Origin of the sequence: Streptomyces venezuelae, assembly GCF_008642335.1 — a bacterium.
GTDB lineage: Bacteria > Actinomycetota > Actinomycetes > Streptomycetales > Streptomycetaceae > Streptomyces > Streptomyces venezuelae_F.
Map to the genome: position 1 here is coordinate 7574633 of NZ_CP029191.1, position 14029 is coordinate 7588661.

The window sequence follows — 14029 nt, forward strand, 5'->3', positions numbered from 1 at the left end:
CGCACATCTCGCCGTTGCCGCCATGAGGAGACAGAGACGATGACCCGCTCCGCAGTCGAGGACGTCTGGCCGCTGTCGCCGTTGCAGGAAGGGCTCCTGTTCCACGCCGCTTTCGACGACCGGGGACCGGACGTCTACCAGGGGCAGCGGATGCTGGAGCTGGTGGGCCCCCTGGACGTGGACCGGTTGCGCAGGACGTGGGAGGCGCTGCTGGCCAGGCACGGCGCGCTGCGGGCGAGCTTCCGCGGCCGCCAGTCCGGCGAGGCCGTGCAGGTCATCGCGCGCGAGGCGGAACTGCCCTGGCGGCTCGTGGACGTCTCCGGTCTCGCGGAGGACGAGGCGCTCGCCGAGACCGACCGGCTGGCCGCGGGCGAACGTTCGCGGCGTTTCGACCCTGCGGTCGCGCCCTTGCTGCGGCTGCTCCTGGTCAGGCTCGGCGACGAACGGCACCGCCTCGTCGTCACCAGCCACCACGTCGTCATGGACGGCTGGTCCATGGCCGTGCTCTTCAACGAGCTGCCCGCCGTGTACGCGGACGGCGGCCACACCCACGGCCTGCCCCGCGTGACCTCCTACAGGGAGTACCTGGCCTGGCTGAACCGCCAGGACAAGGAGGCGGCCAGGGACGCCTGGCGGGCGGAGCTCGCGGGGGCCGACGAGCCGACGCTCGTCGCACCGGCAGACCCGGGCCGGAGCCCAGTGACCCCGGAGAGCCTGATCACCTACATCTCCGAGGAGCTGACCGCGGGCCTCGCGCAGGTGGCCCGCAAGCTCGGGGTCACGGTGAACACCGTGATCCAGGGAGCGTGGGCGCTGGTCCTCGCCCGTCTCGCCGGGCGCACGGACGTCGTGTTCGGCGCGACGGCGGCGGGCCGCCCGGCCGAACTGCCGGGCGTGGAGTCGATGATCGGCCTGTTCATCAACACGTTGCCGGTCCGCGTACGTCTCGACGGCGCGCAGCCCGTGGCCGAGCTGCTGACCGGCCTTCAGGCGCGCCAGGCCGGCCTCATGGCCCATCAGCACCTCGGACTGCCCGAGATCCAACGGCTCGCCGGTCCCGGATCGGTCTTCGACACGATCATCGTGTACGAGAACTACCCGCGGCCCCCGGAGCGGGAGCCCGCGCCCGACACCTTCGCCATCCGCTTCCTCGGCGGTGAGGAAGCGGCGCACTATCCGCTGACGCTCGTCGTCGCCCCCGAGGGCGACCGCATGGGCTTCAAGCTCGACCACCGCCCCGACCTCTACGACCACGCGGACGCCCGGTCCGTCGTCGACCGGCTGACACGCGTCCTCGAACAAGTGGTGGCGGACCCGTCGGTACCGGTGGCGCGCGTCGACGTGGCCGGGGAGACCGAGCGGTCCCTGGTCGTCGAGGAGTGGAACGCGACCCGGCGGCCGGTGACGGCCGCTTCCGTGCCCGAACTGCTCGCCCGACAGACGCGTCGCACGCCGGCCGCGGTGGCCGTGACAGACGGCGAACGGGCTGTTTCGTACGAGGAGTTGAGTAACTCGTCCGCACGCCTCGCCCGGCATCTGACGCACGTCGGAGTGCGGCGCGGGGACCGCGTCGCGGTGGCGATGGAACGCTCCGTCGATCTGGTCGTGGTGTTGCTCGCGGTGTGGCGGGCGGGGGCGGCGTTCGTGCCGGTGGATGTGGAGTATCCGGCGGAGCGGGTGGCGTTCCTGCTGGAGGATTCGGCGCCCGTGGCGGTGGTGTGCACCCGGCGGACGAGCGGGCTCGTCCCGCAGAGGGCGGCGGGTGCCCGACGCGTGGTGGTCGACGATCCGGCCACTACATCGGCCGTCGCCGCGTGCCCTGCGGATGGTCCTGCGGTGTGGGTGGGCGGGGATGACGTGGCGTATGTGATGTACACGTCGGGGTCGTCGGGGGTGCCGAAGGGTGTGGTGGTGCCGCATGGGGCGGTGGCGGGTCTGGTGGGGGATTCAGGCTGGTCGATAGGCGCCGGTGATGCGGTGTTGATGCATGCGCCGCACGCGTTTGATGTGTCGTTGTTCGAGGTGTGGGTGCCGTTGGCGGCGGGCGGCCGGGTCGTCGTCGCGGGTGCGGGTGTGGTGGACGCGGGGCGCATCCGGGCGGCAGTCGGCGATGGCGTGTCGGCGGTGCATGTGACGGCGGGGATGTTCCGGGTGCTGGCGGAGGAGTCCCCGGAGTACTTTGCCGGTCTGCGCGAGGTGTTGACGGGTGGGGATGTGGTGCCGGCGGGTGCGGTGGCGCGGGTGCGGGAGGCTTGCCCGGAGGTGTCGGTTCGGCATTTGTACGGGCCGACGGAGATCACCCTCTGCGCGACCACCCACCTCCTGTCGCCGGGCGCCCCGATGGACGACGCCCTCCCGATCGGCCGTCCGCTGCCCAACCGCCGCGCGTACGTCCTGGACGCCTTCCTCCGCCCCGTCCCGCCCGGAACGACGGGCGAGCTCTACCTCGCCGGTGCCGGTCTGGCGCGCGGCTATCTGGGGCGGTCGGGGCCGTCGGCCGAGCGGTTCGTGGCGTGCCCGTTCGGCGACGAGGCCGGGCGTCGGATGTACCGCACGGGTGACCTGGTGCGGTGGACGGCGGACGGTGAGCTGCTGTTCGTGGGGCGTGCGGACGAGCAGGTGAAGGTGCGCGGGTTCCGGGTCGAGCCGAGCGAGGTGGAGGCGGTACTCGCCGGCCATGAGGCGGTCGGGCAGGCCGTGGTGGTGGCCCGGCAGGACGGGTCGGGCGGCGAGAAGCGGCTGGTCGGTTACGTCGTGCCGGACGACGGCGGGCGCGAGGTGGAGGCCGGCGCACTGCGGGCGTACGTGGCCGAAGCGCTGCCGGAGTACATGGTTCCGGCGGCCGTGGTGGTGCTGGACGAGCTGCCGTTGACGGTGAACGGGAAGGTGGACCGGGCCGCGCTGCCCGCGCCGGACTTCGCGGCACGGGTCACGGGGCGTGAGCCGCGTACGGAGACCGAGCGGGTGTTGTGCGCGGTGTTCGCCGAGGTGCTGGGTCTTGAGCGGGTCGGGGTCGAGGACGGGTTCTTCGAGCTGGGCGGCGACTCCATCAGCTCCATGCAGCTGGCCTCGCGGGCGCGTCGCGCGGGGCTCGTGGTCACGCCGCGCCAGGTGTTCGAGGAGAAGACCGTGGAGCGGCTGGCGCTGGTCGCGGAGGCGGCGGGGAGTGGACTCGCGCCGGTCGCCGATGTCGGTACCGGGGTGGTGCCGTGGACGCCGGTCATGCGGGCGTTGGGGGAGCGTGCGGCACGGCCGGGGTTCGCGCAGTGGGTGGTGCTGGGTACGCCGGCTGGGCTGCGGCCGGAATATTTGTCGGCGGGCCTGGGTGCGGTGCTGGATCGGCACGACATGTTGCGGGCCCGGACGGTGCCGGGCGAGCTGCGGCTGATCGTCCCGGAGCCGGGGTCGGTCGACGCCGACCGCTTGATCGAGCGGGTGGACGTGTCGGGTGGCGCTGTCGATGTGGGCGAGCTCGCCCGAGAAGCCGCCGGACGACTCGATCCGGCGCGCGGCGAGATGGTGCGGGCCATGTGGGCGGACGCCGGGCCTGACCGGCCCGGCCAACTCGCGCTCGTCTTGCATCACTTGGTGGTGGACGGCGTGTCGTGGCGTGTGCTGGTCCCGGATCTGCGGGCGGCGTGCGAGGCGGCGGCCGAGGGGCGGGCGCCGGAGCTGGATCCGGTGGGTACGTCGTTCCGCCGCTGGTCGGAGCTGCTGGCTGCGGAGGCTGCGGGAGAGAAGCGGACCGCGGAACTCGACGGCTGGTCGAGCCTGCTCGGAGAACAGCAATACGCACTCGGCAAAAGGGAGTTGGACCCGAACGTCGACAAGGTGGCCACCTTGAGGCAGCAGTCCTGGGTGGTGCCGCCGGAGCAGGCCGAGGCGCTGCTCGGCAGGACGCCGACCGCGTTCCACTGTGGCGTCGACGACGTGCTGCTGGCGGCCCTGACCGGTGCGGTCGCGCACTGGCGGCCGGAAACCGCCTCGGGACTCCTGATCGATGTGGAGGGTCACGGCCGCGAGCCGCTCGGTACGGACGGTGGCGTGGATCTGTCCCGCACGGTGGGCTGGTTCACCAGCTCACACCCGGTGCGCACGAGCACGTCCGGGATCGACCTCGACCAAGTCCTGGACGGCGGCCCGGCAGCGGGCGTACTGCTCAAGGCGGTCAAGGAGCAGCTGCGCGCGGTCCCGGGCGGCGACGGGCTGGGCTACGAGCTGCTGCGCCACCTCAACCCGCAGACCGCGCCCGTCCTCCGCTCCCGGCCCGCCCCCGAGATCGGCTTCAACTACATGGGCCGGTTCACCACGGCGGCGGGCGCCTCCGGGCCCGACGCCGCCTGGCAGCCGACCGGCGACACCGCCATCGGCGGCACCGTCCCCCCGGACATGCCCCTCCAGCACACCTTGGAAGCCAACGTCACCGTTCGTGACACCCCCGAAGGATCCGAACTGGAGCTGCGGCTGAGCTGGCCCGACGGCGTGCTGACGCAGGGCGGGGCGGAGCGGCTCGGGAGTACCTGGGTGGCCATGCTGGGCGGCTTGGCCACCCACGTGACGACCGCCCCCGACGCGGGCGGTCACACCCCCTCCGACTTCCCGCTGCTCGGCGCCGCCGCACTCACGCAGGGCGACGTCGACCGGGTCGAGGCGGCAGTGCCGGAACCTGCCGACGTATGGCCGCTGTCACCGCTGCAGGAAGGCATGCTCTTCCACGCCACCTACGACGCGGAGGGGCCGGACGCCTACCAGAGCCAGCGCGTGCTCGCCGTCGACGGACCGCTGGACGCCCGGCGCTTGCGGGCCGCCTGGGAATCGCTGGTCGCGAGGCACGACGCGCTGCGCGCCGGCTTCCACCGCCTCACCTCCGGCGAAGCCGTGCAGATCGTGGGCCGGGACGTACAACTTCCGTGGACCGAGGTCGACTTGACGCGCCTCCCGTCGGACGAGGCCCTGGCCGAGGCCGACCGCCTCGCCGAGAACGAGGCGGCGCAGCGGCTGGATCTGACGACCGCCCCGCTCCTGCGCCTCGTTCTCATCTGCCTCGGCGCGGAACAGCACCGGCTCGTCGTCACCAGCCACCACATCGTCGCCGACGGCTGGTCGACGCCCCTCATGCTCAACGAGGTCTCGGCGCTCTACGCGGCGGACGGCGCCGCCACCGCACCGGCCAGGCCCGCCTCGTACGGGGACTACCTCGCCTGGCTGCACCGGCAGGGCAAGGAGGCCGCCCGGGACGCCTGGCGGGCCGAGCTGGCCGGAGCCGACGAGCCGACCCTCGTGGCACCCGCGGACCTGCCCGGCGGCCTCGTCCTGTCCGAGGAACGCTCCGTGCGGCTGTCCGGCCGGGCCACGCGCGCCATCACGGCGCTGGCCCGCTCGCACGGCCTGACCGTCAACACCCTCGTCCAGGGCGCCTGGGCGCTGGTCCTCGCGAGGCTCGCCCGGCGCACGGACGTCGTGTTCGGCACGACCGTGGCGGGACGGCCACCGGAGATCCCCGGCGTCGAGTCGATGATCGGGCTGTTCATCAACACGCTGCCGGTCCGCGTACGGCTCAACGCGCGAGAACCCGTCCTGCAGCTGCTCGCGCGACTCCAGGACCGCCAGGCCGCCCTGATGCCCCATCAGCACGTGGGTCTCGCCGAGATCCAGGCGCTCGACGGGCCCGGCGCCGTCTTCGACACGATGCTGATGGTCGAGAACTATCCGCGGAACACCTCCCGTCTCCCCGGCTCCGCCACCCCGGTCACGCTCACCCAGCTCAGCAGCCAGGCGGGCACGCACTACCCCCTGGCCATCGGTGTCGTCCCCGACGACCGCATCGAGGTCCGCGTGACGTACCGGCCCGACGTGTTCGACGGACAGCGCGCCCTCCAGGTGGGACGGCAACTGACGCGCGTCCTCGAACAGATCGCGGCCGACCCGACGCGGCGGGTCGGCGACATCGACGTACTGGCGACGGCGGAACGCACCGCGGTCCTGGAGCGGTGGAACGACACGGACCGGCCGGTCGCCGCCGGAACACTGGGGGAACTGTTCGACGCGCAGGCGCGCCGCACCCCCGACGCACCCGCCGTGATCGGGACGGACCGGCGGTGGACGTACGCGGAACTCGGCCGCGCCGCGGACCACGTGGCACACGGACTGCTCGCCCGCGGGGTGGGCAGGGGCGACCTCGTCGGCGTGGTCATGGAACGCTCCGTCGACGTGGTCGCGGTGCTGCTGGGCGTAGTGCGGGCCGGAGCGGCGTTCGTGCCGGTCGACCCGGCGTATCCGGCCGAGCGGATCGCGCACGTCCTCGCCGACGCGGATCCCGCACTCGTGGTGTGCACGACCGCGACGGAACCGGTGGTCCCGGTGACGCACGCGGGGGCGGGACGCTGGGTCCACGAGGGCGCCGATCCGGTCGCCCCACGGGTCTCCCACCTCCCCGCGCGTCCGTCCCGGCCGGGCGGGCCCGGCGGCTGCCGTGTGTCGGACCCCGCGTACGTCATCTACACGTCCGGTTCGACGGGCACGCCCAAGGGTGTCGTCGTCACGCACGGCGGCATCGGCAACCTCGCCACCGGCCAGATCGAACGCTTCGCCGTACGCCCGGACTCCCGCGTCCTGCAACTGGCCTCCTGGAGCTTCGACGCCGCGGTCTCCGAGATGTGCATGGCGCTGCTGTCCGGCGCGGCACTCGTCGTCGTCGACGGCGACCGGCTGCCGCCGCACGGCTCGCTGGCAGAACTCGCCGCCGAGTTCGGCATCACGCACATGACGGTCCCGCCGTCCGTCCTGGGCACCGTGGACGCGCTGCCGGACACCGTGGAGACGCTGGTGGTGGCGGGTGAGGAGTGCCCGCCACGCCTGGCACGGCGATGGTCGGACCGCCGCCTCGTCAACGCCTACGGCCCCACCGAGGTGACCGTCTGCGCCGCCATGAGCGAGCCGCTGCGCCCCGGACACGGGCAGGGGCAGGCCGAGGCGCAGGGGGATGGGCACGTGCCGGTCGGCCGCCCATTGATCAACACCCGCGCGTACGTGCTCGACGACTTCCTGAAACCGGTCGGTCCGGGAACCGACGGCGAGCTGTACGTCACGGGGCCCGGCCTGGCGCGCGGGTACTTGCACCGCCCTGGCCTGTCGGCCGAGCGGTTCGTGGCGTGCCCGTTCGCGGGTGGCGGCGGCGAGCGCATGTATCGCACGGGTGACCTGGTGCGGTGGACGGCGGACGGTGAGCTGCTGTTCGTGGGGCGTGCGGATCAGCAGGTGAAGGTGCGCGGGTTCCGGGTGGAGTTGGGCGAGGTCGAGGCGGTGCTGGCCGGCCATGAGGCGGTCGGGCAGGCCGTGGTGGTGGCCCGGCAGGGCGGGTCGGGCGGCGAGAAACGGCTGGTCGGCTACGTCGTGCCGGACGGCGGCGGGCGCGAGGTGGATGTCGAGTCGCTGCGGGCGTACGTGGCCGAAGCGCTGCCGGAGTACATGGTCCCGGCGGCCGTCGTGCTCTTGGACGAGCTGCCGTTGACGGTGAACGGGAAGGTGGACCGGGCCGCGCTGCCCGCGCCGGACTTCGCCGCGCGGGTCACGGGGCGTGAGCCGCGTACCGACGTCGAGCGGGTGCTGTGCGGCCTGTTCGCCGAAGTGTTGGGTCTTGAGCGGGTCGGTGTCGAGGACGGGTTCTTCGAGCTGGGCGGCGACTCCATCAGCTCCATGCAGCTGGCCTCCCGTGCGCGTCAGGCAGGCGTGATCCTCACGCCCCGCCAGGTGTTCGAGGAGAAGACCGCGGAGCGGCTGGCGCTGGTCGCGGAGGCGGCGGGGAGTGGACTCGCGCCGGTCGCCGACGTCGGTACCGGAGTGGTGCCGTGGACGCCGGTCATGCGGGCGTTGGGCGAGCGCGTCACGAGTGCGCGATTCGCGCAGTGGGTGGTGCTGGGTACGCCGACGGGGCTGCGGCCGGAGGCGCTGGCGGCGGGCTTGGGTGCGGTGCTGGATCGGCACGACATGTTGCGGGCCCGGACGGTGCCGGGCGAGCTGCGGCTGATCGTCCCGGAGCCGGGGTCGGTTGATGCCGGGAGTCTGATCGAGCGGGTGGATGTGTCGGGCGGCGCTGTCGATGTGGGCGAGCTGGCCCGTGAGGCCGCCGGGCGGCTCGATCCGGCGCGCGGCGAGATGGTGCGAGCCGTATGGGCGGACGCAGGTTCCGAACGTCCCGGCCAACTCGTCCTCGTAGCACACCATTTGGCGGTCGACGGTGTTTCCTGGCGCGTGCTGGTCCCGGACCTGCGGGCGGCGTCCGAGGCGGCGGCCGAGGGGCGCGAGCCGACGGTGGAGCCCGTCGGTACGTCGTTCCGCCGCTGGTCGGAGCTGCTGGCGGCGGAGGCCACCAGCGAGCAACGAGCCGCGGAACTCCAGGACTGGCTGACCTTGCTGGGCGGCGACGGCGGTGGCGACGACGTACACCTCTTGGCGCGACGAGCCTTGGATCCAGCCGTCGACACCGCCCGCACCCTGCGTCGAAGCTCCTGGGTGGTGCCGCCGGAGCAGGCCGAGGCGCTGCTCGGCAGGACGCCGACCGCGTTCCACTGCGGGGTCGACGACGTGCTGTTGGCGGCTCTGACCGGTGCGGTCGCGCACTGGCGGCCGGAATCCGCCTCGGGGCTCCTGATCGATGTGGAGGGTCACGGCCGTGAGCCGCTCGGTACGGACGGTGGCGTGGATCTGTCCCGCACGGTGGGCTGGTTCACCAGCGCGCACCCGGTGCGCACGAGCACGTCCGGGATCGACCTCGACCAAGTCCTGGACGGCGGCCCGGCAGCTGGCGTACTGCTGAAGGCGGTCAAGGAGCAGCTGCGCGCGGTCCCGGGCGGCGACGGGCTCGGCTACGAGCTGCTGCGCCACCTCAACCCGCAGACCGCGCCCGTCCTCCGTTCCCGGCCCGCCCCCGAGATCGGCTTCAACTACATGGGCCGGTTCACCACAGCGACGCACGCCTCCGGGCCCGACGCCGCCTGGCAGCTGACCGGCGACACCGCCATCGGCGGCACCGTCCCCCCGGACATGCCCCTCCACCACGCCCTGGAAGCCAACGCCGCCGTCCGTGACACCCCCGACGGACCGGAGTTGACGCTCACCCTGAGCTGGGCGGGCGACCTGGTGCCGGCGGCGGAGGCCGAGCGGCTCGGCAGCACCTGGGCGGCCATGCTGGGCGGCCTCGCCGGGCACACCGTCGCCGACGCCACCGCGGGCGGTCACACCCCGACCGACTTCCCGCTCCTCGGCACCGCCCTCACACAGGCCGACGTGGAGGAGCTGGAGGCCGCGGTGCCGGCCCCGGCCGACGTATGGCCGCTGTCGCCGCTGCAGGAAGGCATGCTCTTCCATGCCACGTACGACGAGAGCGGGCCCGACGTCTACGAAGGGCAGCGGGCCCTGGAGCTGGAAGGCCCGCTGGACGCCGCCCGGTTCCGCGCGGCCTGGCAGGTGCTGCTGCGCCGGCACCCGACCCTCCGCGCGAGCTTCCACCGCCTCACCTCGGGCGAGGCGGTACAGATCGTGGGCGGTGACGTCGAACTCCCCTGGTGCGAGGCGGACCTGTCCCGCCTGGCGCCCGCCGAAGCACGCGCCGAGACCGAGCGCCTCGCCGAGCGCGAGCGGGCGCAACGGATCGACGTCACCCGGCCACCACTGATGCGGCTGCTCCTGATCCGGCTCGCCGAGCACCGGCACCATCTGGTCATCACCAGCCACCACCTCATCATGGACGGCTGGTCCCTGCCCGTCCTCATCGGCGACCTGACCGCCGTGTACGAGGCGCTGGCCACGGGCGGCGACGAACGGGACCTCCCCGCGGCGACGTCCTACCGCGAGTACCTCGCCTGGCTCGGCCGGCAGGACGGCGACGTGGCGCGGCAGGCCTGGCGCGCGGAGCTCGACGGTCTGGACGAGCCGACCCTCGTCGTGCCGGCGGACTCGGTGCGTGTGCCGGTCGTGCCCGAGCGGGTGCGGTTCGCCTTCCCCGAGGAACTGTCACGGGAGATCGCCGCACTCGCCCGCGACCGCGGGCTGACGGTGAACACCCTGGTGCAGGGCGCGTGGGCGCTGCTGCTCGCGCGTCTCGCCGGGCGCGCCGACGTGGTGTTCGGCGCGACCGTGGCGGGGCGGCCCACCGATCTGCCGGGTGCGGAGTCGGCGATCGGCCTCTTCATCAACACGTTGCCGGTGCGCGTCCGACTCGACGCCCGGCAGCCCGTGGCGGACATGCTGGCGGAACTCCAGGCACGGCAGGTCGCACTGATGGCCCATCAGCACATGGGGCTCCCGGAGATACGTCGACTCGCCGGGCCCGGCGCGGAGTTCGACACGCTCGTGGTCCACGAGAACTACCCCCACCCGCCCTCCGGCGACTCCGCGCCCTCCTCGCTCACGATCCGCCCCGCCGGCGCGCCGCAGGACATGGGCCACTATCCGCTGACCTTCGTCGTGTCGCCGGGCACGCCCATGCAGGGCGACTTCGTCCACCGCCCGGACGTGTGCGACCGCGCACGCGCCGAGCAGATGATCGCGTCACTGATACGGATCCTTGAACAACTCGTCGCCGACCCGCAGGCCCCGGTGGGGCAGTTGGACGTGGCCGACACCGCCGTGCGGGAGACGGTCGTGCGGGAGTGGAACGCCACGGACCGGCCGGCCGCGGGAGCACCGCTTCCCGAGCTGTTCGGGCGGCAGGTGGGCGTGTCGCCGGACGCGGTGGCCCTGGAGTCGGGCGAGACCCGGTTGACGTATGGGGAGTTGGGGGCGGAGGCGGGTCGTCTGGGTCGGTATTTGGTGGGGTTGGGTGTGGGGCCTGAGGTGCGGGTGGCTGTGGTGGGTGAGCGGTCCGTGTCGTGGGTGGTGGCGTTGTTGGGGGTGTCGTTGGCGGGGGGTGTGTTCGTTCCGGTGGATGCGGGTCTTCCGGCGGAGCGGGTGGGGTTTGTGCTGGGTGATGTGGGTCCGTCGGTGGTGGTGTGCACGGTCGGGTCTCGGGGTGTGGTGCCTGAGGGGTTTGCGGGTCGGGTCGTGGTGGTGGATGACCCGGTGGTGGCGGAGGGGATCGGGCGGTGTGCGCCTGGTCCGTTGGTGGATGGGGAGCGGTTGCGGCCGTTGTCGGCCGCGCATGCCGCGTACGTCATCTACACCTCCGGTTCCACCGGCACCCCGAAGGGCGTCGTCGTCACCCACGCCGGGCTGCGGAACCTCGCGCGGGCTCAGATCGACCGCTTCGGTGTGCGGGCGGACTCGCGCGTCCTGCAGTTCGCGTCGCTCAGCTTCGACGCGGCCGTCTCCGAGCTGTGCATGGCGCTGCTCTCGGGCGGCACGCTGATCCTCGCCCCGGCGGACGAACTGCCGCCGAGCGTGTCGCTGGACGCCGCCCTCCGCACGGCGCGCGTGACCCACGTGACCGTGCCGCCGAGCGTCCTGGCGGCCGAGGAGGCGCTGCCGGACAGCCTCGAGACGCTCGTGGTGGCCGGCGAGGCCTGTCCGCCCGGCCTGGTCGACCGGTGGTCGTCCGGGCGACGCATGGTCAACGCGTACGGGCCGACCGAGACGACCGTCTGCGCCGCGATGAGCGAGCCGCTGGCTCCGGGACGCGACATCGTGCCCCTGGGACGACCGATGGCGAACACGCGGGTGTTCGTCCTGGACGACTTCCTGCTGCCCGTGCCGCCCGGTGTCACCGGTGAGCTGTACGTGACCGGGGCGGGGCTGGCCCGCGGGTACCTGGCGCGGCCCGCACTGTCCGCGCAGCGCTTCGTGGCCTGCCCGTTCGGCGCGGGGGAGCGGATGTACCGCACCGGCGACGTGGCCCGGTGGACCGACGGCGGCGAGCTGGTCTTCGCCGGGCGCGCCGACGACCAGGTCAAGATCCGGGGACACCGCGTCGAGCCGGGGGAGATCGAGGCCGTGCTGGCCGCGCACCCGGACGTGACCCAGGCCGTGGTCGTGGCGCGCCGCGATCGCGCCGAGGACGCGCGGCGTCTGATCGCGTACGTCGTCGTGGGCGTCGCCGCCGACGCGCCCCACGGCGCCGCGGAGCCCCCGGGCCTCGCCTCCTACGTACGCGACCGGCTGCCGGAGTACATGGTCCCGGCCGCGTTCGTCCCGCTGGAGCAGCTGCCGCTGACCCCGAACGGGAAGGTGGACCGGGCCGCGCTCCCCGCGCCCGACTTCGCCGAGCGGGTCACGGGACGTGCGCCGCGTACGGCGGCCGAGCGGGCCCTGTGCGACCTGTTCGCCGAGGTGCTCGGTCTGGAGCGGGTCGGCGTCGGCGACAGCTTCTTCGAGCTGGGCGGCGACTCGATCATGTCGATGCAGCTCGCCTCGCGGGCGCGCGGGGCCGGACTCGTGCTGACCTCACGGCAGGTGTTCGAGGAGAAGACCCCGGAACGCCTCGCGCAGGTCGCGGAGACGGCCGAACCGGCGGCGGCACCCGACGACATCGGCGTCGGCGAGGTGCCCTGGACCCCCGTGATGCACGCGCTGGGCGAACGCGCCACGAGCCCCGGCTTCGCACAGTGGGTGGTCGTCGGCGCCCCGCCAGGACTGGGCCTCGACACGCTGGCCACGGGCCTCGCCGCCGTCCTCGACACGCACGACATGCTGCGGGCCCGCACGATCCCCGGCGAGCCGAAGCTCGTCGTCGGCGAGCGGGGCTCGGTCGACGCGAACACACTGGTGACCCGCGTCGACGCGACGGCCCTCGAAGGGCCCGGCGGCGACAGCGGCGACACACCCCTCGCGCCCCCCGGCGACGAGACACCCCCCACCCCGCCCCTCGACACCATCGCCGCCGAAGCCGCCCGTGCGGCCGCGCAGCGGCTCGACCCCGATGCTGGGGTGCTGGCTCGTGCCGTGTGGGTCGATGCAGGGCCCGGCCGCACCGGACGCCTCGTCCTCGTCGTGCACCACCTCGTCGTCGACGGCGTGTCGTGGCGCGTCCTCGTGCCCGATCTGCGGGCGGCGTGCGAAGCCGCGGCCGCGGGGCGGGAACCCCGCCTCGAAGCCGTCGGCACCTCGTTCCGGCGCTGGGCGGAGCTCCTCGCGGCGCAAGCCGTCGACACGCACCGCGTCGCGGAGGCCGAGGAGTGGTTGGCCCTCCTCGGTACGGAGCAACAGGTGCTGGGCGCGCGCCCGTTGGACCCGGCCACCGACACCGTACGCACCCTGCGCCACCGCTCCTGGACCGTGCCGCCCGAGCACGCCGCCACGCTCGTGGGCCGCACGCCCGCCGCGTTCCTTTGCGGCGTCGACGACGTGCTGCTCGCCGCCCTCGCAGGGGCGGTCGCGCGCTCGCGGCCCGGTACCGCGTCCGGGCTCCTCGTCGACATCGAGAGCCACGGACGCCACCCCCTCGACGGCGTCGACCTGTTGCGGACGGTCGGCTGGTTCACCAGCGTGCGGCCGGTGCGGATCGACGTGACCGGCGTCGACCTGGACGGCGCTAGGGCCGGTGGCGTCGCTGCGGGTACGTTGGTGAAGGCCGTCAAGGAGCAGGCGCGGGCGGTGCCCGGCGACGGACTCGGCCACGAACTGCTGCGCCACCTCAACTCCGCGACGCACGCCGAGTTCGAGGCCGCGCCCACGGCACAGATCGGCTTCAACTACCTCGGCCGGTTCGCCGCGGGCGCGGGCCGCGCCGCGGGCCCGCCCGGCCCGTGGGAGATGGCCGGCGACACCGCCATCGGCGGCTCGGTCGACCCGGACATGCCCGCCACCCACGCACTGGACGCCGGCGCGGTGGTCAGGGACACCGCCGAAGGACCCGCACTGACGATCACCCTGAGCTGGGCGAGCCGGCTGCTCGACGAAGCCGACGCCGAACGGCTCGGCAGGGCCTGGCTGGACATGCTGGCCGGACTCGCGGACCACACCGCCGACCCCACGGCAGGCGGACACACCCCGTCCGACTTCCGCCTCCTCGACCTCGCACAGGACCAGATCGAGGAGCTCGAAGCCGGATTCGCAGGCGAGAAGCCATAGATGCCATAGAAGCCGTGGCCGACAGGCC

1 protein-coding gene is annotated in these 14029 nt (G+C 73.4%); it reads left to right on the forward strand.

The features are described 5' to 3' along the window. Positions 1-39: 39 nt before the first annotated feature. The gene (locus tag DEJ49_RS33795; protein WP_150187636.1) at positions 40-14001 is read left to right on the forward strand and encodes a non-ribosomal peptide synthetase; all 13962 of its coding nucleotides are present in this window, start codon (positions 40-42) and stop codon (positions 13999-14001) included. Positions 14002-14029: the final 28 nt, after the last annotated feature.

Coding starts and splice junctions, on each gene's coding strand:
- DEJ49_RS33795 (WP_150187636.1), top strand. CDS start 40: ATGACCCGCTCCGCAGTCGAGGACGTCTGGCCGCTGTCGCCGTTGCAG.